Source organism: Serratia sp. AKBS12 (assembly GCF_024793895.1).
Lineage (GTDB): Bacteria > Pseudomonadota > Gammaproteobacteria > Enterobacterales > Enterobacteriaceae > Serratia_F.
In genome coordinates this window covers 832,374-852,788 of record NZ_JANUSB010000015.1, presented here as the reverse complement: position 1 = coordinate 852,788, position 20,415 = coordinate 832,374, and the positions used below count along the sequence as shown (strand labels likewise).

General features: G+C 54.6%; 23 protein-coding genes. 8 read left to right on the top strand and 15 right to left on the bottom strand.

Features of this window, described 5'->3' with window-relative positions:
* Nucleotides 1-66 precede the first annotated feature (66 nt).
* Complete coding sequence (locus NYE85_RS13860) at nucleotides 67-300, top strand: YobH family protein (protein WP_259005339.1); 234 nt, start codon at nucleotides 67-69, stop codon at nucleotides 298-300.
* A 38-nt stretch (nucleotides 301-338) separates the two neighbouring features.
* On the opposite strand, the gene NYE85_RS13855 is transcribed toward NYE85_RS13860, so the two are convergent.
* Nucleotides 339-578: a DUF2766 domain-containing protein gene (locus NYE85_RS13855; protein WP_259005338.1), complete on the bottom strand. Its 240-nt coding sequence runs from the start codon at nucleotides 576-578 to the stop codon at nucleotides 339-341.
* A 177-nt stretch (nucleotides 579-755) separates the two neighbouring features.
* Here NYE85_RS13855 and NYE85_RS13850 point away from each other — a divergent pair, with 177 nt between their 5' ends.
* The gene (locus NYE85_RS13850; protein WP_259005337.1) at nucleotides 756-968 is read left to right on the top strand and encodes a YccJ family protein; all 213 of its coding nucleotides are present in this window, start codon (nucleotides 756-758) and stop codon (nucleotides 966-968) included.
* Nucleotides 969-1,382: 414 nt separating this feature from the next.
* Nucleotides 1,383-1,769, top strand: a complete 387-nt coding sequence (locus NYE85_RS13845; protein WP_259005336.1) for a helix-turn-helix domain-containing protein — start codon at nucleotides 1,383-1,385, stop codon at nucleotides 1,767-1,769.
* 25 nt (nucleotides 1,770-1,794) lie between these two features.
* On the opposite strand, the gene NYE85_RS13840 is transcribed toward NYE85_RS13845, so the two are convergent.
* The 5 genes from NYE85_RS13840 to lysM all read right to left on the bottom strand — a co-directional run bounded on the left by NYE85_RS13840 (nucleotide 1,795) and on the right by lysM (nucleotide 4,656).
* Complete coding sequence (locus NYE85_RS13840) at nucleotides 1,795-2,148, bottom strand: DUF1304 domain-containing protein (RefSeq protein WP_405050687.1); 354 nt, start codon at nucleotides 2,146-2,148, stop codon at nucleotides 1,795-1,797.
* Between the two features lie 431 nt (nucleotides 2,149-2,579).
* Nucleotides 2,580-3,509: a pirin family protein gene (locus NYE85_RS13835; RefSeq protein WP_259005335.1), complete on the bottom strand. Its 930-nt coding sequence runs from the start codon at nucleotides 3,507-3,509 to the stop codon at nucleotides 2,580-2,582.
* A gap of 94 nt (nucleotides 3,510-3,603) precedes the next feature.
* The gene (locus tag NYE85_RS13830) at nucleotides 3,604-3,768 is read right to left on the bottom strand and encodes a hypothetical protein (protein WP_004961762.1); all 165 of its coding nucleotides are present in this window, start codon (nucleotides 3,766-3,768) and stop codon (nucleotides 3,604-3,606) included.
* A gap of 22 nt (nucleotides 3,769-3,790) precedes the next feature.
* Nucleotides 3,791-3,931 (bottom strand): hypothetical protein, encoded by a 141-nt coding sequence (locus tag NYE85_RS13825; protein WP_004961758.1) that lies wholly within the window; start codon nucleotides 3,929-3,931, stop codon nucleotides 3,791-3,793.
* A 278-nt stretch (nucleotides 3,932-4,209) separates the two neighbouring features.
* Entirely contained in the window at nucleotides 4,210-4,656 is a 447-nt protein-coding gene (gene lysM / locus NYE85_RS13820) for a peptidoglycan-binding protein LysM (RefSeq protein WP_259005334.1), read from the bottom strand.
* 235 nt (nucleotides 4,657-4,891) lie between these two features.
* Here lysM and NYE85_RS13815 point away from each other — a divergent pair, with 235 nt between their 5' ends.
* Complete coding sequence (locus NYE85_RS13815; RefSeq protein ID WP_039992698.1) at nucleotides 4,892-5,083, top strand: YebW family protein; 192 nt, start codon at nucleotides 4,892-4,894, stop codon at nucleotides 5,081-5,083.
* Between the two features lie 121 nt (nucleotides 5,084-5,204).
* Here the strand turns inward: NYE85_RS13815 and NYE85_RS13810 are convergent, their stop codons facing one another.
* The 6 genes from NYE85_RS13810 to NYE85_RS13785 form a co-directional block, all read right to left on the bottom strand.
* A complete protein-coding gene (locus tag NYE85_RS13810; protein WP_309600870.1) occupies nucleotides 5,205-6,284 on the bottom strand; it encodes a porin in 1,080 nt (359 codons plus the stop codon).
* A 591-nt stretch (nucleotides 6,285-6,875) separates the two neighbouring features.
* Nucleotides 6,876-7,859 (bottom strand): succinylglutamate desuccinylase, encoded by a 984-nt coding sequence (gene astE / locus NYE85_RS13805; RefSeq protein WP_259005333.1) that lies wholly within the window; start codon nucleotides 7,857-7,859, stop codon nucleotides 6,876-6,878.
* An 11-nt stretch (nucleotides 7,860-7,870) separates the two neighbouring features.
* The gene (astB, locus tag NYE85_RS13800) at nucleotides 7,871-9,211 is read right to left on the bottom strand and encodes an N-succinylarginine dihydrolase (protein ID WP_259005332.1); all 1,341 of its coding nucleotides are present in this window, start codon (nucleotides 9,209-9,211) and stop codon (nucleotides 7,871-7,873) included.
* Between the two features lie 37 nt (nucleotides 9,212-9,248).
* Nucleotides 9,249-10,721 carry a succinylglutamate-semialdehyde dehydrogenase gene (gene astD / locus NYE85_RS13795; RefSeq protein WP_259005331.1) on the bottom strand — a complete coding sequence of 491 codons (1,473 nt, stop codon included), beginning with the start codon at nucleotides 10,719-10,721 and terminating at the stop codon, nucleotides 9,249-9,251.
* Nucleotides 10,721-11,755, bottom strand: coding sequence for an arginine N-succinyltransferase (gene astA / locus NYE85_RS13790; RefSeq protein ID WP_259005330.1), 1,035 nt, complete (start codon nucleotides 11,753-11,755; stop codon nucleotides 10,721-10,723). The genes astD and astA overlap by 1 nt, the downstream gene beginning before the upstream one ends.
* A 52-nt stretch (nucleotides 11,756-11,807) precedes the next feature.
* Nucleotides 11,808-13,022 carry an aspartate aminotransferase family protein gene (locus tag NYE85_RS13785; protein WP_259005329.1) on the bottom strand — a complete coding sequence of 405 codons (1,215 nt, stop codon included), beginning with the start codon at nucleotides 13,020-13,022 and terminating at the stop codon, nucleotides 11,808-11,810.
* Between the two features lie 636 nt (nucleotides 13,023-13,658).
* Between NYE85_RS13785 and NYE85_RS13780 the strand changes: the two genes are divergently transcribed.
* Nucleotides 13,659-14,630, top strand: a complete 972-nt coding sequence (locus tag NYE85_RS13780) for an alpha/beta hydrolase (RefSeq protein ID WP_259005328.1) — start codon at nucleotides 13,659-13,661, stop codon at nucleotides 14,628-14,630.
* On the opposite strand, the gene NYE85_RS13775 is transcribed toward NYE85_RS13780, so the two are convergent.
* Nucleotides 14,622-16,052, bottom strand: coding sequence for a PLP-dependent aminotransferase family protein (locus tag NYE85_RS13775; protein ID WP_259005327.1), 1,431 nt, complete (start codon nucleotides 16,050-16,052; stop codon nucleotides 14,622-14,624). The genes NYE85_RS13780 and NYE85_RS13775 overlap by 9 nt on opposite strands.
* A gap of 152 nt (nucleotides 16,053-16,204) precedes the next feature.
* On the opposite strand from NYE85_RS13775, the gene NYE85_RS13770 reads away from it, so the two are divergent.
* Genes NYE85_RS13770 through NYE85_RS13760 form a run of 3 tightly spaced genes read left to right on the top strand, consistent with a single transcriptional unit; the run spans nucleotide 16,205 to nucleotide 18,776 of the window.
* Nucleotides 16,205-17,608 carry a cytochrome ubiquinol oxidase subunit I gene (locus NYE85_RS13770; protein WP_259005326.1) on the top strand — a complete coding sequence of 468 codons (1,404 nt, stop codon included), beginning with the start codon at nucleotides 16,205-16,207 and terminating at the stop codon, nucleotides 17,606-17,608.
* 2 nt (nucleotides 17,609-17,610) lie between these two features.
* Complete coding sequence (gene cydB, locus NYE85_RS13765; RefSeq protein ID WP_259005325.1) at nucleotides 17,611-18,618, top strand: cytochrome d ubiquinol oxidase subunit II; 1,008 nt, start codon at nucleotides 17,611-17,613, stop codon at nucleotides 18,616-18,618.
* A gap of 14 nt (nucleotides 18,619-18,632) precedes the next feature.
* Nucleotides 18,633-18,776, top strand: coding sequence for a DUF2474 domain-containing protein (locus NYE85_RS13760; RefSeq protein ID WP_071586707.1), 144 nt, complete (start codon nucleotides 18,633-18,635; stop codon nucleotides 18,774-18,776).
* Nucleotides 18,777-19,007: 231 nt separating this feature from the next.
* On the opposite strand, the gene NYE85_RS13755 is transcribed toward NYE85_RS13760, so the two are convergent.
* Together NYE85_RS13755 and narI are read right to left on the bottom strand one after the other, a co-directional pair.
* Nucleotides 19,008-19,526 (bottom strand): DUF4823 domain-containing protein, encoded by a 519-nt coding sequence (locus NYE85_RS13755; protein ID WP_259005324.1) that lies wholly within the window; start codon nucleotides 19,524-19,526, stop codon nucleotides 19,008-19,010.
* A gap of 211 nt (nucleotides 19,527-19,737) precedes the next feature.
* Nucleotides 19,738-20,415, bottom strand: coding sequence for a respiratory nitrate reductase subunit gamma (gene narI, locus NYE85_RS13750; protein ID WP_259005323.1), 678 nt, complete (start codon nucleotides 20,413-20,415; stop codon nucleotides 19,738-19,740).

Genomic DNA, 20,415 nt, shown 5'->3' with positions numbered 1-20,415 from the left:
TAATGGCGTTGCCTAAGTGCGGCATCATGGCTAGATTGCAGCAACAGGATGCTACGAGGGAATAAAATGGGTAAGTTAATCAAATTGGTAGTGGTGGTCGCCGTGGTGTATGGCGTGCTGCTTTTTTCAGGTTACGGCGTATTGATTGGCAGTGACCAAAACGTTGGCGGGCTGGGATTGCAGTGCAAATACCTGACGGCACGCAACGTGGTTACGGCGCAGTATATTCATGGTGACAATGGCGTTATCGGTATCTCTAACTGCCCGCTGTTCAAAAAGATTGAAACGGTGGTGGATTAACCGCACCACCGTCTGGCCGCCGGCAGCGGCGGCCTCGCTTAATCGCGGCTGAACTTCAGCTCGATCAGCGCTATCGCTTTTTCAATCGCCCGCTTGGTGACCGGGTCGGCACCCGCAGGATGCGTTGAAAAATCAATATTCTTCAGTTGACTGGCCATTTTGTCTCGCACCTCGGTCGGCGCAATCACATCAATAACATCCAGAATCTGTTTGATCACCAGTTGGCAGGCCACCAGATCGGAAACCAGTTCCTGATCGTTGCTTAATGCATTGGACATAATCATTTCCTCTTTATTCAAACGCCGCACAGAATATCACGCCGTCAGACGCTTTGCCGCTTGCTAACGGCGATCGCGCTGAATTTACGGCGCTATTGGGCATGCGAGGTTAAAACCACCTGCACATTTGGCCTATACTGGTGTTAACCCCAGCCAAAACCGGACAGGAGATGAGTTATGGCCAATCACAACGTTAAATCTTGGGCGACGGTACGTGAAACCTCCGTCGAGATAGCCGAGGCAATCTTTGAACTTGCAGGGAACGATGAGGCGCTGGCGCAGAAAATCTGGGAGGAAGGCAGTGACGAAGCGCTGCAAATGGCCTTTGCCAAAACCGAGGCCGACCAGCTGTATTGGGGCGAAGAAATGGTGGAACGTAAAAACGTCTAAGCAGCCGGAAAACAAAAAGCCCGGGTGCGAAACCCAGGCTTTTTCGCCGGTGCTTCAATGCGCAATGGATACCGCTCTCACTGGTCTTCACCTCCCACACTTTCCGCTTTATTCACCCTCATCGCCGGGACGGCCATAAATACGGCAACCCCCACGACGACAACCAGAGTAATAATCACTGTCATTAACATGCGATCACCTCATCAACGTCACGTTGCTACGGCGGATTCTCGGTCGTTTGTGTGTTGCACGGTTTGAATGCCCTGATGTTAGCGGCAGTATGCAGATTAGCCGTTTTGACCTGCGGCTGACAAGCTGCGTGATTGATTAAAATGCACTGCTGCACGGTGGTTTTTGTCGAAGACGGCAAGTTGTGTATACTTCGCACTATGTCGTTCTCACACAGATGCACTGATGATACAAGAACATCACCTCTCATTGGTTTGCGCCCTCAGCAAATGGGTTGAAACTCATCTCGGGCGCGTGATCCATCTGGAGGAGCTGGCCGAGTATTCCGGTTACTCCCTCTGGCACATGCAGAAGCTATTCAAGGAAGCGACAGGGATCTCGCTCGGCAAATACATTCGCGAACGCCGGCTGGCGGGCGCGGTTTACCAATTGCGCAGTAGCGATGCCTCGATTTTTGACATCGCGCTGGATTTTGGCTTTGGCTCACAGTCCCACTTTACTTATATGTTCCGCAAGCGATTCAATATAACGCCTTATGATTTCCGGCAGGATCTGAGCGTAGACTTGCATATCGACCCGCCGCTGCACATCATCCACCAAAAGCTCGCCTGACACATCCCCCGCTGGAGTGAGCGGCTCAATGCGCGGCCAATACCGCTACCATGGCAATCAACGCCGGCAGAGCTTGCACCCACAGGATTTTACGGTTGGCGGTCAGCCCGCCAAACAGCCCGGCGATCAGCACGCAGCCCAGGAAGAACAGCTGCCATGCCGGCTGCGACAGCCACCAACTCCATATCAGCCCGGCGGCGAGAAAACCGTTATACAGCCCCTGGTTGGCCGCCAACGTACGCGTGGCGCTGGCAAACTCCCGCGTAGTACCAAACGCGCGCAAGCCGGCAGGGCGCTGCCAGAGGAACATTTCCAGCAGCAGAATATAAATATGCAGCACGGCGATGGTGAGCAATAAAATATCAGCAATAATTACCATCATATTTTATGTGGTTAATGGCAGCGAAAGGTAATTAAGTATATACCGCAACCGACGTTCGACAATTTATTGATATAAAAAAACCCGCGATGCGGGTTTTATGATAGTGACCTAGGCCTGAGGTTAGATGAAAGCAACGAACAACAGGACTGCTATTGAGACCCAAAACGCCGCCGTTGCAATAACAACATGGGATAATCTTGCACGATAGAGTATTTGGCTCATGATGACCTCTCTTGCTTCTTACTAACGGGAGTTACAGTATTTCTATAGGAAAGATAATAACTTTTACCCGCCATTAATAATTTGCTTTGGATCACTTTTTTTTGCCGAAGCTATATTCAATCAAAAACATGGAGTTTTGATCACATTAATTAAACCTTAATAGAGCAATTTTTTAAAAAAATGACAAATGATATAGCCTTCAGATATCAATCTGTCCGCCAAGGCAGGTCTGGCGCGGTCATCCGCGGACCGTCATAGCCTTTGACCTCAGGAAAACGCGCGTTTCCTTGCTGCCAATCTCGCTGTGCCATCACGATCTCTTGCTTGCTATGAGCAACAAAATTCCACCAGATGGTTATCGGTTGTTTAATCGGCTCGCCGCCAATCAATAATGCCTTGCTGCCCTTTTCTGCCGTTAACCTCAGCGTATTAAGATTCATTCCCAAATAGGCAAACTCACCCGATGAAATTTTTTCATCATTAACCTCAAATGCACCAATAAGGGGCAAAAGACCCATTTCAAAATCGTTGCGCAATGGTAATTCCAAATGACCATCGTCGTCCCATTGTAAATCCAGTGCGATGAGTGGTGAGACGGTAAATACCGGTGAACGGTATTGCTCAAATTCTCCAATTAGTAATGTCTGAGTTACCACGCCTTTTTCCCAGCGTGGGAGATCGGGGTAATGGTCAAAACGCGGAGCCATTTGCGCATATTCTGCTGGCAAAGCAATCCATAACTGCGCAGCGTGTAATTGGCGCGGCTCACCGGTGGTCTGCTCAGTATGGGCAATGCCATGGCCGGCGGTCATCAGATTCACCTGCCCGGGGCGGATAATCTGTTCGCTGCCGAGGCTATCGCGATGCAGCACTTCCCCTTCGATCATCCAGGTGAACGTTTGCAGGCCAATATGCGGGTGCGGCCCGACATCCATGCCTTCCGAGGGACCATTGAACACCGCCGGTCCGGCATGGTCGAGAAAACACCAGGCACCAACCGTACGACGCTCACGGGTTGGCAAGGCACGTTGAATGGCAATACCGCCAACGTCGGCGTGACGCACTGCAATGCGTTGGATTGGATGGCTACGGGATGAATCAGAGGAAGAGCTATCGAACGAATCGGAATCTTGCATAGAGACGCCTCCAGACGATGAATTTTACCCACTTGATGCCCAGCTTAGCACAGCAGCGACCAGGGGTTCATCGCCACGAAGGCGGAGCGTCGCACTAAGGCGTCTTGAAGTAACAGTTTTTTGTATCGACCGGATCGTTAGCGTGTTTAAGATCGGAAAGATAGGTTACGCCAAACAGTACCGATACCACCAGTAGCGCCGAAACCAGCAGGCCGATGATGGCAATCAGTTTGGTTTCATGGTGGAGATTATGCTCCATTTTCTCTCCTGTTGTTTAGGGGTCACATCAGCCACAACGTGACCGCAAGCGTAAAGAATAGCAATGAACCCGACGCGATCGCCAACACCAAAATGGCGAACTGTGCATCTCCGAGGGTTTCACGGTATTTTTTATCGTGCGAGGTATTACGCTGTTCTTTCACAAAATCTGTCTTAGTTCATCAGGTCTGAAAGTTGCCGTACTGGATGATTACCGCCATGGCGCAACGGACTGAAGATTCTGCAGAAACAACCATGTAAACCTCGAATGTCGCTGACGCTATCAACTTTCACACATAGGGTCAACATCAGGCTGGCCAGAGAACCGATGCCAGTATAAAACATTCATAAGTATTATGAAAATCCAGCTGAAATTAGAGTAACTTATATTCAACAATAAAAAAGCCCGGTAGCAAACCGGGCCTCAGTCAGAAAGGAGAAATTATTGCGGTATACGCAACACCTGCCCCGGGTAAATTTTATCCGGGCTGGACAACATTGGCTTGTTAGCCTCAAAAATTTTGTTGTACTGATTGGCGTCGCCGTACACTTCTTTGGAAATGGCGCTCAGCGTATCGCCCTTTTTCACGGTATGGAATTTGCTCTCGGTACCGCCCTGCGCTACGGTGACTTTATCTTCAACGCCGCTGATGCCGGCAACGTTGCCAACCGCCACCAGAATTTTCTCTTTCAGCTCCTGGCTAATACCGTCTCCGGTGACGACCGCTTTGCCATCAACCACCTGCACGTCCACTTTATCGGTGTCTGGCAAACCGGTTTTGTTGAGGTGCTCTTTCAATTTGGCGCTTTGCTCGGCAGCATTCGCGTTGCCAGCCACTGCGTCCCACAGTTTTTCGCCCGCTTCTTTGACGAAGTTAAACAATCCCATATTCACTCCCGTTTGATGCTTGTATATGAAAGGTAACCACTTGTGTTGATAAGTCCTGTTAAGCTTAGCAGCGTCGGGCAGATATTCAATTGGTCGGCAGAATTGAGTCATTGCCGTCCGCCGGAACTGTCACGTTCAGTTGCCGGCAGACGGCCTAAAGAAGATTAACGCGGAAAATCGTGCCAGAATGGCTACACTGACCGGGCAAGCAATGGCCGTGGAGGATGCTGATTTTATGTATGCATTGGTGATGTTTGTTTGTTATCTGGACGGAGGCTGCGTCGATATCATGGTGGACATCCTGCGCGATGAACAACAATGTCTGGTGGCGATGAAGGAACAGAATCTCCGTCACGCCGGCTGCTATCCGGTAGAGGATTTTATTGATGGTTTCTGGCTACCCGCCAGTGAATATGCGCCGTTTTGACACGTCCGGGCGCATATGCGCTGCTGTTCGCCGACGATAACAAACAGGCAGGGCGCGTGCCCTGCCTGCTGCCTCCCTCTTCCCGACACAGGACAGAGAGTAATCGACCAACCCCAACCGCTTAGAAGCGGTAGGTCAGACTGACGGCCACGATGTCGTCATTGCTCAGTTTCAGCTTGTTATCGTCGCTCAACTGGTTGATCTGATAATCAACATAGGTGTACATGTTTTTGTTGAAGTAATAGGTGGCACCGATATCCACGTATTTCACCAGATCGGCATCACCGATACCTTCGATATCTTTACCTTCCGACTGCACATACCCCAATGACGGACGCAGGCCGTTTTCGAACTGATACTGCGCAACCAGTTCAAAGTTTTGCGTTTTATTGGCGAAACCTTTCACGCTGTTGACGGTGATCGGCGTCATGTTACGCGTTTCAGCATACATCGCGGCCAGATAAACCTGATTTGCATCGTATTTAAGCGCGGTGGTCCAGGCGCTGGCACTGTCGCCTCTGCCATAGGCCGCCTGCTTTTGCGCGCTGGTACGATTGGAATCAGAATACGCCGCAGCGAAACCAATGCCGCTACCGCCGATATCCTGGTAGTCGAGTGACAGGCCGTAGCCGTCGCCGTTCTGACGCGTCAGCTCGCGGCCTTCGTTTTTACCCTGATACTGAATTGCAACGTTCAGCCCCTCAACCAGGCCAAAGAAGTCACGGTTGCGGTATGTCGCCAAACCGGTGGAACGGCCGGTCATAAAGTTGTCGGCTTTGCTATATGAGTCACCGCCGAATTCCGGCAGCATATCGGTATAGGCTTCCGCGTCGTAAACCACACCGTAGTTGCGGCCATAGTCAAAGGAGCCGTAATCGCCAAATTTCAGGCCGGCAAAGCCCAGACGCGTTTTGGTGTTCGCCGTTGCATCTGCGCCTTCCGAGTTGTTTGCCTGAATGTTGTACTCCCACTGGCCAAACCCGGTCAGGCTATCGTTGATCTGGGTTTCCCCTTTGAAGCCTAAACGCACGTAGGATTTGTCGCCGTCGGAAGTGCTGTTGTGGACAAAGTAATGTTTGGCATTCACTCGGCCATAAAGATCGAGCTTATTGCCATCCTTATTATAAATTTCTGCCGCGTTGGCAAAAGAGGAGATTGCGCCAAGCGCTACCGCCAAAGCTATTACACTGCGTTTCATCATTTATTTTCCTAGATATTTTAATTAAAGACTGCCCATCACGCCCAATTTATCTTTTGGGCTGTGACCTTTATCATTTAATCTTTATGAGCTGCCCAATAAAGGGCCATGTGACATTAGCACCATGATTCCAAAGTGCAAATAAAAAAGTTCATAAAACAACGTTGATAATCCATGTTTAATTGTAACAAAATGATTCAAACAAAAATCATCACAAATCATTGATTCTATTTATCTTATAAGGAAACTCTTATCCATGCCAGGATGCAACGCACCAACTTGGTGCAGTGGCATGCTTTATCGTCCATTTATTGACCGATTAAAAATTAACATGAAAATTAGCATGGTTATTAATGGCGTTATTTATTTCACATTTTTAACTTACTAAAGTGATTTACCGACTTTGGCGGTAAAGTGATGCATCGTCACGCTTAATAGCAGCAGTCATACAATGGAAGCATTGATAAAATAAATCACGAGGGGTTATTCCATCAATAATTAAAATACTTTCACCGATAAACGACGTTGTTAATTTTAACGTGAAGCAAGGTAGGATGAACCGCCGCGGTAATATCGGCGGTTGCAGAAAACAGCTTAAAATAAGGAATCTCGGGGGACTTCGGTCAACAGCATACCGGCACGCAGGCCAATGGCTACCTGGGGATTGGGGAATAATATCCATTCCTGCGCATGCTGCACGCGGTATTGCTCCCCCGCCTGTTCACACACCAGCGTTCCCTGCGGCAGCACGGTAAAATTGGCCGCATCATCAGCCACATGAAGCCGGAAATCTTCACTACGTTTGATCAGCGATTTTTCGACCTGGAAAATACGCATCGCCGCACCGCTACGCACGGGCAATTCCCCACCGCTGACCAGACGCTGCAAGGCGCGATTAATGGCGGCAAACTGCTGTAAATCGTTGTCGCCAAACGGTCGCGCCTTGCCCAGCTCCAGCGTGCAACTGGACGCCATGGCCTGCTCGCTGGAAAAATGGCTGAAAGTGCCTCCCGGAGCCCGGTGTATCACCAGCGCGTCCAGCTCGGCGGCATCCAGCAATGCCAACTGCGAAGGATCATATGCCCTCGTCTGATACGGCAAAATGCCAAAGCGCGGCAAGCGTGATTCGCGGATTGCCGTATGCAGATCGTAATGGTCACGCGCTGCCGACTCCCGTTCGAAGAAGCTGGCCACCAGTTGCTCCAGCTGCAAGGCTCGCGCCGTTTCGCCACTGGCCGGGAAGTCACGATGGCGGCCGCCGAACATACGATTCATATCGCTGTGCAGGTAACGTTTGCCGGCGCGCATCGCCGCCGGGTTCCCCAAAATCACCAGGAGACGTACCGCCAGATGGCGGCTGCCGGCCAGCAGATCGATAACCAGCCGATTGAGCAGCTCAATCGGTGCCGTTTCATTGCCATGAATACCTGCCGACAGCACCACCGCGCGTTGGTAGCCCTGCTGCGGCGTTATTTCCAGCAACCCTTCTCCCAGCCAGCGCCAGCGCAACTGCGCGTTTTCGCCCTGCTGGTTGGCGGGCACCTGCCCCGCCAGCGTCAGTGCCAATAAGTCCACCATGCCATCCTCTGTTATTGCTGGAACGGGTAAATAGACCCCAGCCCCATGATTGACGTCAATGCATCCAGCGCTTCACGCCCTTCGCGCAGCAATTGCGGATCGGCCAAATCATCTGCGGTCAACCGGTCGCGATAGTAGCGATCGACCCAGGCATTAAGCGTGGTGAACAACGTATCGTTCATCATTGCCCGTGGGTTGACCGCGCGCAGCTCATCACCGTTCAGCGCCACTCGCAGCCGCAAACAGGCCGGGCCACCACCGTTGCGCATGCTTTCGCGCAAATCGAACACACTGATTTTATCGATCGGGCCACCGCTGGTGATCATCTCGTTCAGATATCCCCATACTCCGGGGTGCTGACGCGACTCTTCCGGTACCACGATCATCATTTTGCCATCGGGTTTAGTCAGTATTTGACTGTTGAATAAATAGGTCGCCACGGCATCTGCCACCGAAACACGCGCCGAGGGCACTTCTATCGCCACCAGCTCCGCATCCAGCCCGGCCATTTTGCGCCGCAACTCATCCAATGCCGACTGCTGATGCAAAAAGGCCTGTTGATGATGGAACAGCACCTGCTGATTGCTCACCGCAATCACGTCATTATGGAACACCCCCTGATCGATTACCGCCGGGTGCTGCTGAATGAACACCGTGTGGCGCTCATCCAGTTGATGCAACCGGGCGATGGCTTCGCTGGCTTCGCGCGTCTGGCGTGCCGGATAGCGCGTCGGACCGGCTTCGCCGCCGAACTCCTGGCGGCCGTAGACGAACACCTGCACGCTGCGCGTGTCATAATCGCCCCCCAGTCGGTTATGGTTGGCCGCGCCTTCATCACCAAATAGCGCCACCTGCGGCAAGGCCGGGTGGTGCATAAAATGGCGCTCATCGTTGAAGATCGCCTGCAACGCCGCGCTGGTGGTCGGTGCCTCGATCGCGCGGTGAAATTTATTGTTCAGGTTGGCGGCGGTGAAATGTACCTTGCCGTCAGCGCTGTCTGCCGACGGCGAAACGGTCGCGGCATTGGCCGTCCACATTGACGAAGCAGAACCCAATGCGGACAACAGCCGCGGCGCACTACGCCGTACCTGAGCCAGCACCGCTTCGTCGCTGCCGCTAAACCCCAACCGCCGCAGCATTGGCAAATGCGGCCGTTCTTGCGGTGGCAACACGCCCTGCTGGAAGCCAAGGTCCGCCAGCGCCTTCATTTTCAACAGTCCCTGCTTGGCCGCCAGTTTCGGGTTGGAAACGCGATTTTGATACAGGGTGGAGGCTTCATTACCAAATGATAATCCGGCGTAATGGTGGGTTAACCCCACCAGTCCGTCGAAATTGACTTCATATCCCGCCATGCGGCTCTCCTGGCCGGCGGCAAGCCGGCCCTGACGATTAATTGAACGACAACCCCGGAGACAGACTGGCCGGCAGCGTCAAACTTTCGCTTTCCAGCGACGCCATCGGCCAGGCGCAGTAATCCGCTGCGTAATAGGCGCTTGGGCGATGGTTGCCCGAGGCGCCGACGCCGCCAAACGGTGCCGCGCTCGACGCACCGGTCAGCGGTTTGTTCCAATTGACGATACCGGCACGCGCTTCCAGCAGCAGTCGTTCGAACTGCGCCCGCTGCGGTGACACCAGCCCCACCGACAGGCCGTAGCGCGTCTGGTTGGCGATCTGCAACGCCTGGTCGAAATCGTCATAGCGAATAACGGTGGTCAAAGGACCAAAGTACTCTTCGTCGGGTACCCCCGCCACGCCGGTGACATCGATGATGCCGGGGCTGAGCAGCGTACTGCCGCTTTCCAGTTGCCGCATGGTCAGCAGGGCCTTGCCACCCAATGTGAGCAGCTTCTGCTGCGCCGCCAGCATGTTTTCCGCCGCCGACGACGAGATCACCCCCCCCATAAACGGCTGAGGTTCGGCATCCCAGCGGCCAATGCGCAATGCGCCAGCCACCTGTACCAACCGTTCGATAAACGCATCGCCCTGCTGACCGCGCTTGACCAGAATACGGCGCGAGCAGGTACAGCGCTGGCCGGCGGAGATAAATGCCGACTGGATCGCCAGGTTGACCGCCGCGTCGCAATCATCGATCTGTTCGACGATCAGCGCGTTATTGCCGCCCATTTCCAGAGCCAGTATTTTCTCTGGCTGACCGGCCAACTGACGATGCAACTGGTAACCGGTAGCAGCGCTGCCGGTGAACAGCAGCCCATCGATAGCCTGACTGGACGCCAGCGCCTCGCCGGTGGCCCGCCCGCCTTGAACCAGATTGATTACGCCGTTCGGCAGTCCGGCGTCAAGCCACAGCCGCAGCGTAACCTCCGCCGTCAACGGCGTCAGTTCGCTCGGTTTGAAAACCACGCTGTTGCCTGCCAGCAACGCTGGCACGATATGGCCATTCGGCAGGTGACCGGGGAAGTTATACGGGCCAAATATCGCCAGTACGCCATGCGGACGGTGACGCAACACCGAAGCGCCGTCGGCCATTGCGCTGTGGCTCTCGCCGGTACGTGCCTGATAGGCCTGCAACGAAATGGCCACTTTGCCGATCATCGCCTGTACTTCGGTCAGCGTTTCCCAACGTGGCTTACCGGTCTCGCGACTGATGGTTTCCGCCAGTCGCGCTTTATTTTCTTCCAACAGCGCGGCAAAGCGCTTCACCAATTGTTCACGCTCGACGAACGGCGTGCGCGCCCAGGTCGGGAAAGCGCTACGCGCAGCGTCGCAGGCATCGGCCACATCCCGGCCGTCGGCGGCGTTGGCCTGCCACAGCGGCTGGTTGTCAATCGGATCGTGTTTGCTGAATGCGACGCCGCGGCCCGGCCGCCATGCGCCATTAATAAGCAGTGCAGGATGTGACATCAGACGTTCTCCTGTCCAGTAAGAGGGGTAACTCGCACCGGGCTACCTTGCTCGACGCCCAGCGCCGTCGCCGTATCGGCATCAAGATGTAACCGGCCGTCATACAGATCGGCGGGCATCAGCAGTGCGCGGTAATGTTGATAGTTATCGTTGGCCACCAGATACAGCGGCGCGTCGGCGCGCATCGGCGTCGCATCAAGCACCACCTTGACCAGTTGGCTGCGTTTGATGGCGCGGATCTCGTCGATTTCCGCCTCCAGCGTCGGCCCGCCGTCGAAAATGTCGACGTAGCCCTGATAGCGCAAGCCTTCGGCCTCCAGCAGACGCCGCGCCGGCGCGGTCTGCGGATGCACTTCGCCAATCACTTTCTGCGCGTCTTCTGCCAGAAAGTCGACGTACAGCGGGTGTTTGGGCATCAGTTCGGCGATAAACGCTTTCTGGCCCGTGCCACTCAGGTAGTCGGCCTTGGCGAATTCAATAGAAAAGAAGTGCCGCCCCACGCTTTCCCAAAACGGCGAACGGCCGTTTTCATCCGAAAAGCCGCGCATTTCGGCGATCACCTTGCGGGAGAAGTGTTCACGGAAAGCGGCGATGAACAAAAAGCGCACCTTGGAAAGCAGCTTGCCGTTTTCACCGTGGCGGTAGTCCGGGTCGAGAAACAGCGTACATAGCTCGGAATGGCCGGTGTGATCGTTACTGAGGAACAGCGTCGGCACTGACTTGTACACCCCAAGCTGCTTCGAGGCATGCACCTGCGTGCCAACGCGGAAGCTGTACCATGGCTCTGTCAGGCCAACCGCCACTTCAATGGCGCTGACGCCAACTACCTGCTGGCGCTCACTGTCCTCCAGCACAAACAGATAACACTGGTCGCTCGGTGGAAGTTCGCCTTGCCAGGTTTTCAGCGCCCGCTCAATGCGTGCCGACAAGGTGTCTTCATTTTGCGGCAAGGAGGTGAGACCAATGCCGGATTTACCGGCAAGCGTCAGTAAATCGGCCAGATCGCGACGCTCTATCGGGCGAATAATCATCATAATGCGAACCTCTAAGTCATCCGGTGGCGCCCTTGCGAGCGCCACCGTGGTATCAGCTGCAAATACGCGCCACCGCTCGCGCAAAACGCGCCAGCCCCTCGTTGATATCCGCTTCAGGCACGATCAGGGAAGGCGTGAATCGCACCACGTTCGGCCCGGCGATCAACGCGATAACCCCCTCCTCATTGGCATATTGCGTGATTTGCTTGGCCTTGCCGGCGAAATCCTGGTTCAGTACGCAACCAATCAGCAGGCCACCACCGCGGATCTCCGAGAAAATCGGATAACGCTGGTTAATCGCATTCAACTGTTCGATAAACCACAAATGGCGCTGTTTGACGCCGTTGAGCACCTCTGGCGTATTGATCAGCGACAATACCGCCCCCGCCACCGCCGTTGCCAACGGGTTGCCGCCGTAGGTAGTGCCATGGGTACCGACGCCCAGCGTGCTGGCCAACGCGTCGGTGGTCAGCATCGCGCCAATCGGGAAGCCGCCGCCCAGCGCCTTGGCGGTGGTCAGCACATCGGGCACGACGCCGTATTGCATGTAGGCGTACAGAGCGCCAGTGCGCCCGACGCCGGTTTGCACTTCATCGAAGATCAGCAATGCGTTATGGCGGTCACACAGCTCACGCAACCCCTGCAGGAATTCGCCGTCCGCCGGCAGCACGCCGCCTTCGCCCTGAATCGGCTCAACGATGACCGCACAGGTTTGGTCATTGATCGCCTGCGCAGCGGCGGCAAGGTCGTTGTAGGCGGTATGGGTGATGCCGCCTGGCAACGGCGCAAAGTCCTGAGAATACTTTGGCTGTCCGCCAGCAGAAACGGTGAACAGCGTGCGGCCATGGAAGGCATTATTGAACGCCACAATGCGATTTTTCTCGCTGCCGTAGTTATCCAGCGCATATTTACGCGCCAGCTTCAGTGCCGCTTCGTTAGCCTCGGCACCGGAATTACAGAAAAACACCTTGTCTGCAAAGGTGGCGTCGATCAGCTGTTTTGCCAAACGCAGCACCGGTTCATTGGTATAGCCGTTGCCGAGATGCCACAATTTGCCGGCCTGCTCGACCAGCGCCGCCTTCACCACCGGGTGGGCATGTCCCAACGCATTCACCGCAATACCGCCGGCAAAATCGATATACTGTTTCCCCTGCTGATCCCAGACGTGTGAGCCTTCACCGCGCACCAAAATAAAATCAGCGGGAGCATAAACCGGGATCATCCAGTCATCAAAAGACCGGCGGGTAACTGCGATTGGCTGTTCCATAGTGACCTCATCACTTCAGCAAAGGCTGAATTTTGACTGTAAGGGCCGATCCTGCGCCGTAACGGCGACAACCAGACAAAAAACCGCATTACGATCCGTATCGTTGTGCCGATGATAATTCTCCTTATCTACCGACGTTTAAACACAAATCTGTTACATATATGCGCTTTTCCGCTATATCTGCCGCCTGACGACCTCAGTAACGGGGAATAAATGTTAACGGGTAGTTAAAATACATGCCGTTTGATAAAGAGTGTAGAGCAGCTATCATGCCAACGCGGGATTTGGGAGCCATTTCTCATTTTTTTTCGTTAAAACAACAAGTTATAATGCATAAATATTCATTTTTTATGCATTCATAATGAATAAACGCAAAAATAGCGCCTAAAATCATCATTGGCTGCGAAATCCTATTCATTGACAAAAAGTTTCGTTTTTTCTGATCGCGATCGCAAAAAAATAATTCGCTCCATCAGGCTAAAATCCTACTTTTGCTCCATCCCGGTGCAGCCGCGCGCTGTTGCAGTGCGCAACGGCGGTTGCCCGACGCGCTCATCCCTCAGCTACAGGCTACACTTGCACTGCGGGCCGACACCCGGCTGACGGCGTATAACAGCGCCCCTGAGGGAGAAAACAATGACCAAAAAATCTACGCCAGTACAGGCTCACGCTGACCGCGAGGTGGCCGCTTTTTTGCAGACCCTGCATGACGGCGGCGTCAGGCCCATCGATCCTCTCAAGCCAAAAGAGGCGCGTAACTCACTGGAGGAACTGCAAAAAAGCGTCGAGGTTCCGCTGCGCGAGGTAGAAATCAGTGAAAAAACGCTGCATGTCGCCGGCCAGAGCCTGCTGCTGCATATCGTGCGGCCGGCGCAAAACGGCAGCAGATTGCCCGTATTTATGTTCTTCCACGGCGGCGGCTGGATGTTGGGTGACTTTGCCACGCACGAGCGATTGGTTCGCGATCTGGTGTACAGCGCCGGCGCGGCGGCGGTGTTCGTTAATTACACCCGCACGCCCGAAGCCCATTATCCGCTCGCTCTTCATCAGGCTTACGCCGCCACCGAATGGGTGGCCGAATACGGCGAAAAAATCAACGTTGACGGTAATCGGTTGGCGGTGGTCGGTAACGACGTCGGCGGCACCCTGGCCACCGCCGTCTGTCTGATGGCAAAAGAGAAAGGCTTTCCGGCACTGCGCTGCCAGATTTTGCTATGGCCGGCAACACGGGCCGATGTCGACAGCGACTCCTACCGAGAGTTTGCCGACGGGCATTTTCTGACGCGCAGCATGATGAAGGGATTTTGGCAGCGTTACCTGCCGGACAAGGCGCAGCGCACTGAGATCCATGCCTCGCCGCTCAATGCCAACCTGCACCAGCTTGCCGGCCTGCCGCCGGCGCTGATACAGACGGCAGAGCTGGACGTGCTGCGCGATGAAGGCGAAGCCTATGCCCGCCGACTTAACGCCGCTGGCGTCGAGGTAACCGCCACCCGCTACAATGGGCTGATCCATGATTACGGCCTGCTCAACCCGCTGGCGCATCTGCCTGCGGTACATTCGGCGCTGCACCAGGCCGGGCAGGCATTGAAACACTATCTACGTTGAGCTGGTCGACTGCGGTTTCAATGCAAGGATCAGCGTGGCCAGCGTGGCGATCGCCGCATCCAGCCTGTCGTTCCATTCGAACGAGGCATTAAGACGAAAACAGTGATTAAAGTGGCTGCCGGTAGTAAACATCCGGCCAGGCGCGATGCTGACCCCCAATGCCAACGCACGCTGATACAGCTCCATCGCCGACAGCGAAGGCTCCAGCTCCAGCCAGAGAAAATAGCCGCCGTCCGGCTGACTGACTTTGACCGTTGGCGGAAAATATTGGGCGATCGCCTGCCGCATGGCGCTTTGACGCTGCGCCAGCAGCCGACGCAGGCGCCGCAGATGGGTATCGTACCCCCCGTGCAGCAGATAGTCGGCGATGGCCAACTGGGTCGGTACGCTGGCCGACACGGTGCTCATCAATTGCAAACGCTGAATCTGCGGCGCGTGCTGTCCTGCTGCCACCCAGCCCACGCGAAACCCTGGCGCCAGACATTTGGAAAATGATGAACAGTGTAAAATATGCCCGTCGCTATCCAGCGCCTTGGCCGGCAATGGCCGTTCGGCGCTGAAATACAGTTCGCCGTAGACGTCATCTTCAATCAGCGCAATCTGCCGCTGGCGCAGCATCGTCACCAGCCGCTGTTTGTTGGCTGCCGGCATGCTGGCGCCCTGCGGATTCTGGAACTGGGTCATCAGCCAACAGGCCTTGATCGGGTATTGCGCCAACGCCTGCTCAAGCGAGACCAAATCAATGCCGTACTGCGGATGCGTGGCAATCGCCACCGCCTTCAGTCGCAGCCGCTCCAGCGCTTGCAGCGCACCATAGAACGCCGGCGACTCGATCGCCACATAATCTCCGGGCTGCGTTACCGCCTGCAAACTGAGGCTCAGCGATTCCATGGCGCCGGCGGTAATCACGATTTCGTCCGGCGATACCTGCATACCGCTCAAGGCATAGCGCTGTGCGATATTCCGTCGCAGCGCATCATTGCCCGGCGGCAGGTTGGCCAGCGAACTGTGCGGGGTAAACTTGCGCGCAACGCTACTCAATGCGCGCGCCAGTTTGGGTTGCACAAACAGCGTGGCATCCGGGAAAGCCGAGCCGAAGGGCACGATATCGGGATCCTTGCATGCCTGCAGCACATCGAAGATAAAGGCGTTAATATCGACCTGTTCACTCAACAGCAGTTTTTCGCCGCGTTCGGCCTGCGGCAACGGCTGTGGCCGCGCTGCCACATAGTAGCCCGACTGCGGGCGCGCCACGATCCATCCCTGACTTTCCAGTAGTTGATAAGACTGAACTACCGTCATCAAACTCAACCCGGCGCGTTTGCCACTCTCACGCAACGACGGCAATTTGTCACCGGCGCGCCATACCCGATTCTGGATCTGCTCGCGGATCTGCTGCGCCAGTTGTTCATATCTTGTCATATCGCGTCACCCAGAAACTGTTATAGGTAAAAGTGAAATAACTGTCACTATTATAGTCACTGTACTCCATGCTTAACTTGGCGCCAAGCTTTCCCTATTAAAATTAACGCTATACTGAAGAGGTTAAATTATGTTCAAACCAAGGGGGCGCCATGCTGGGTCTTGATGCACTAGAGCTTGCCAGAATACAGTTCGCCTTTACCGTGTCCTTCCATATCCTATTCCCGGCCATCACCATTGGCTTAGCCAGTTATCTGGCGGTGCTGGAAGGGTTATGGTTGAAGACGCACAATGAAGCCTATCGCGATCTGTACCATTTCTGGTCGAAAATATTCGCGGTCAACTTTGGCATGGGCGTAGTTTCAGGCTTGGTCATGGCCTATCAGTTCGGCACCAACTGGAGCTTCTTCTCCGAATTTGCCGGCAGCATCACCGGCCCGCTGCTGACCTATGAAGTCCTGACCGCCTTTTTCCTGGAGGCCGGTTTCCTCGGCGTTATGCTGTTTGGCTGGAACCGCGTTGGTCCGGGCCTGCACTTTTTCGCCACCTGTATGGTGGCGCTCGGCACGCTGATTTCCACCTTCTGGATCCTGGCCTCCAACAGCTGGATGCAAACGCCCCAGGGCCATGAAATCATCAACGGTCAGGTCGTCCCGGTTGACTGGCTGAAAGTGATCTTCAACCCGTCGTTCCCTTACCGTTTGCTGCATATGTCTACCGCCGCGTTTCTGTCGTCGGCATTCTTTGTCGGTGCCTCTGCCGCCTGGCACCTGCTACGCGGCCGCGATACACCGGCAATGCGCACCATGCTGTCGATGGCGATGTGGATGGCGCTGATTGTCGCCCCGATACAGGCGTTTATCGGCGACGCCCACGGTTTGAACACCCTCAAACACCAACCGGCAAAAATCGCGGCGATCGAGGGACACTGGGAGAATCCACCGGGAGAGGCCACGCCGCTGATCCTGGTTGGCTGGCCGGATATGCAGCGGGAAGAAACCCGTTACAAACTGGAAATACCGGTACTCGGCAGCCTGATCCTGACACATAGCCTGACCGAGCAAATTCCGGCGCTGAAGTCCTTTCCGCCTGAAGACCGGCCCAATTCCACCATCGTGTTCTGGACTTTCCGCATCATGGTCGGCATGGGCATGCTGATGATCCTGGCCGGCGTCTGGAGCCTGTGGTTACGCTGGCGCGGTGGGCTGTATCATTCCAGACCGTTCCTGCACTTCATTTTGTGGATGGGGCCATCAGGCCTGATCGCCCTGCTTGCCGGTTGGTTCACCACTGAAATCGGCCGTCAACCCTGGGTGGTTTACGGATTGCTGCGTACCAGGGATGCGGTCTCCGCCCACGGCGAACTGCACATGAGCATCAGCCTGTTGGCGTTTATCGTGGTCTATTGCTCGGTGTTCGGCGTCGGTTACGTTTACATGATGAGGCTGATTCGCAAGGGGCCGCAAACCCACGAGGGCCATCAGCCCGACGACACCGACGGCCGACCGGCGCGCCCGCTGTCCGCCGTAAAAGAAAATCTGGACGACAGGAGCTGAACATGGGTATCGATCTTCCGCTTATCTGGTTTTTGATTATCGTGTTCAGCATCATGATGTACGTGGTGATGGACGGTTTCGATTTGGGGATCGGCATCCTGTTCCCCTGGGTAAAAGCCAGCCGCGACCGTGATGTGATGATGAACACCGTCGCGCCGGTGTGGGATGGTAACGAAACCTGGCTGGTGCTGGGCGGTGCCGGACTGTTTGGCGCTTTCCCATTGGCCTACGCGGTGATCCTTGACGCCTTGGCAATCCCGCTGACCCTGATGCTGATCGGCCTGATTTTCCGCGGCGTGGCGTTCGAGTTTCGCTTCAAGGCCAGCGAAAATCGCCGGCACATCTGGGACAAGGCGTTTATCAGCGGCTCATTGCTGGCGACTTTCTGCCAGGGGATGGTCGTTGGCGCAATACTTAACGGTTTCCCGGTGGAAAACCGCGGTTACGCCGGCGGCGCGCTCGACTGGCTGACGCCGTTCGCGCTGTTTTGCGGTCTGGGGCTGGTGATAGCCTACGCCCTGCTCGGCTGCACCTGGCTGGTGATGAAAACCGCCGGCGAACTGCAGGCACGCATGTATCAGCTGGCAGTCCCGCTGCTACTGATCCTGTTGGCGATCCTGGCCGGCGTCAGCATCTGGACGCCCATCGCACACGAGGAAATTGCCCAGCGCTGGTTCAGCCTGCCAAACCTGTTCTGGCTGCTGCCGGTACCGTTGCTGGTATTGCTCAGCGCCTGGGGGATCCGCCGCGGCGTACAGCGCAACGCCCATTATTCGCCGTTTATGCTGACGCTATTGCTGGTATTCCTCGGTTTGAGCGGGTTGGGCATTAGTATCTGGCCGCTGCTGATCCCGCCATCAATCAGCCTGTGGGAAGCGGCTTCGCCGCCGCAGAGCCTGGGCTTTATGCTGATTGGCGCGCTGTTTATCATCCCGATTATTCTGGTTTACACCTTCTGGAGCTACTACGTGTTTCGCGGCAAGGTCAGCCATGAGCACGGCTATCATTGAGCAAGGAGGCCACCATGAAGGATAACAACAACGCCACCCCGTGGTGGAAACGACTCGGCTGGCTGGTGATTATCTGGAGTGCCAGCGTCTTGGGCCTGTTCGTTGTCGCCTCGCTGTTCCGCCTGCTGATGGGCGCTGCGGGCATGAAATCGCACTGATCGAGCCTCAATGCAGGGGCCTGTTACGGCCCCTGTATCCACTGCGAGTGAATCAACATCGCATTATCTCGTTGACTGCTCCGCGATAGAATTCTGACATTAAGAACTTGCGTAGTTGATCAAGTAACTCTGGTAATATCGACTATCACAATAACATTTCAAGCTGATGCACAACCGAAAAAATAGTGCAAAACATTTTCAAGGCCACACGCATAGTCTGATAATAATTAGCTATTGATATAACGAATTAACATAGTTATTGATAGGTTCTGCGAGTAGATCTTGAGGATGATCGCCACCAAAAGTCATCCATTTACTTTTTCCCGAAAGAATGGTGGATGCAATTCTCTTTTGGCTTAATCCGTCATACAGGGTAAGCTTTATATCCAATTTATCCGGTATACCTGACCATTCTGTCGCCCGATCTTCCCAGTGAAGGATCTCCGGTACAACGTAGTAACCATTCAAAGTTGCTTTCGACTGAGCCAGGCACGATAAACTGCTGCAATTTGCCGCAACTGAAACCTTATCCGAATAATGGGAGAACGCAGCCTTAACGGCATCGGCAGTCATTCTTCCAGAATCAGGATATTGGATACTGCCATAAAATCCAGGGGTCGGCTCAGCAATGATAATACCTGTATCTTTTACTAAACGGACCTCGGCCTTATCAAGCACATTTTCGCTGTATTTTGCGGAACACCCCGTGAGCGAAATGGCTAACAACACCAGAAATGATTTACTGAACATAGCGTCTCTTTTATGTTAATTAGAATGATTTTCAGCCCACAGAATCCCATCTTGCCAAATATCAGGTTCACCTAAGGCAAAGCGTTAAATGCAGCGTAATGGAGTAATTCAAACAACAATCACAAGAATATCTGGAATGCTTCGACGCTAAAAGTAAAAAAGCCGTATGAGCATATCATACGGCTTATATTTCAACATATCATACGAAGGTTTAGCGGCGATTGCGCACCAGTTGGTAGCGGCGCGTCAGGTATTCCACCGGCGCGCTCCAGATATGCACCAGGCGGCAGAACGGGAACAGTACGAACAGCGTCATGCCCAACACCATGTGCAGTTTGAAGATCGGCGCCACCCCGACCAGATGCTGCGATGCCCCTGCGTGGAAGGTCACCACCGCCTGCGCCCAACCTACCAGCTTCATCATCTCGCTGCCGTCCATATGCTGTGCCGAGAACGGAATAGTCAGCAAACCCAGACAGACTTGTATCACCAGCAGCGTCAGGATCAGAATGTCACCGGTGCTGCTGGTGGCACGCACCCGCGGGTTGGTCAGCCGACGTTTCAGCAACAGTCCGCCACCGATCAGCGTCATCACGCCGCAGGCTCCACCGGCGATCATCGCCAGTTTCTGTTTCACATCAATCGGCAAGAAAGACGCATACATCCAGTGCGGCGTCAGCATGCCAAACAGGTGCCCGGCAAAGATGCCGATAATGCCAATGTGAAACAGGTTGGACGCCAGACGCATGCCTTTTTTGTCCAGCATCTGGCTGGAGCCGGCACGCCAGCTGTATTGGCCATAATCGTAACGCAACCAACTGCCGATCAGGAAAACCGCCCCTGCCAGATATGGATAAATATCAAAGAAAAACTGATTCAAATATTGCAT

What these genes read in the sequence shown, in the direction of transcription:
- NYE85_RS13815 (WP_039992698.1), top strand. Translation starts at nt 4,892, where the DNA reads ATGTATGCATTGGTGATGTTTGTTTGTTATCTGGACGGAGGCTGCGTC.
- NYE85_RS13810 (WP_309600870.1), bottom strand. Translation starts at nt 6,284, where the DNA reads ATGATGAAACGCAGTGTAATAGCTTTGGCGGTAGCGCTTGGCGCAATC.
- NYE85_RS13775 (WP_259005327.1), bottom strand. Translation starts at nt 16,052, where the DNA reads ATGACAAGATATGAACAACTGGCGCAGCAGATCCGCGAGCAGATCCAG.
- cydB (WP_259005325.1), top strand. Translation starts at nt 17,611, where the DNA reads ATGGGTATCGATCTTCCGCTTATCTGGTTTTTGATTATCGTGTTCAGC.
- NYE85_RS13860 (WP_259005339.1), top strand. Translation starts at nt 67, where the DNA reads ATGGGTAAGTTAATCAAATTGGTAGTGGTGGTCGCCGTGGTGTATGGC.
- NYE85_RS13845 (WP_259005336.1), top strand. Translation starts at nt 1,383, where the DNA reads ATGATACAAGAACATCACCTCTCATTGGTTTGCGCCCTCAGCAAATGG.
- narI (WP_259005323.1), bottom strand. Translation starts at nt 20,415, where the DNA reads ATGCAATATTTGAATCAGTTTTTCTTTGATATTTATCCATATCTGGCA.
- lysM (WP_259005334.1), bottom strand. Translation starts at nt 4,656, where the DNA reads ATGGGATTGTTTAACTTCGTCAAAGAAGCGGGCGAAAAACTGTGGGAC.
- NYE85_RS13785 (WP_259005329.1), bottom strand. Translation starts at nt 13,022, where the DNA reads ATGGAACAGCCAATCGCAGTTACCCGCCGGTCTTTTGATGACTGGATG.
- astB (WP_259005332.1), bottom strand. Translation starts at nt 9,211, where the DNA reads ATGGCGGGATATGAAGTCAATTTCGACGGACTGGTGGGGTTAACCCAC.
- NYE85_RS13770 (WP_259005326.1), top strand. Translation starts at nt 16,205, where the DNA reads ATGCTGGGTCTTGATGCACTAGAGCTTGCCAGAATACAGTTCGCCTTT.
- NYE85_RS13830 (WP_004961762.1), bottom strand. Translation starts at nt 3,768, where the DNA reads ATGGAGCATAATCTCCACCATGAAACCAAACTGATTGCCATCATCGGC.
- astE (WP_259005333.1), bottom strand. Translation starts at nt 7,859, where the DNA reads ATGGTGGACTTATTGGCACTGACGCTGGCGGGGCAGGTGCCCGCCAAC.
- NYE85_RS13835 (WP_259005335.1), bottom strand. Translation starts at nt 3,509, where the DNA reads ATGCAAGATTCCGATTCGTTCGATAGCTCTTCCTCTGATTCATCCCGT.
- NYE85_RS13850 (WP_259005337.1), top strand. Translation starts at nt 756, where the DNA reads ATGGCCAATCACAACGTTAAATCTTGGGCGACGGTACGTGAAACCTCC.
- NYE85_RS13755 (WP_259005324.1), bottom strand. Translation starts at nt 19,526, where the DNA reads ATGTTCAGTAAATCATTTCTGGTGTTGTTAGCCATTTCGCTCACGGGG.
- astA (WP_259005330.1), bottom strand. Translation starts at nt 11,755, where the DNA reads ATGATGATTATTCGCCCGATAGAGCGTCGCGATCTGGCCGATTTACTG.
- NYE85_RS13780 (WP_259005328.1), top strand. Translation starts at nt 13,659, where the DNA reads ATGACCAAAAAATCTACGCCAGTACAGGCTCACGCTGACCGCGAGGTG.
- NYE85_RS13760 (WP_071586707.1), top strand. Translation starts at nt 18,633, where the DNA reads ATGAAGGATAACAACAACGCCACCCCGTGGTGGAAACGACTCGGCTGG.
- NYE85_RS13855 (WP_259005338.1), bottom strand. Translation starts at nt 578, where the DNA reads ATGTCCAATGCATTAAGCAACGATCAGGAACTGGTTTCCGATCTGGTG.
- NYE85_RS13840 (WP_405050687.1), bottom strand. Translation starts at nt 2,148, where the DNA reads ATGGTAATTATTGCTGATATTTTATTGCTCACCATCGCCGTGCTGCAT.
- astD (WP_259005331.1), bottom strand. Translation starts at nt 10,721, where the DNA reads ATGTCACATCCTGCACTGCTTATTAATGGCGCATGGCGGCCGGGCCGC.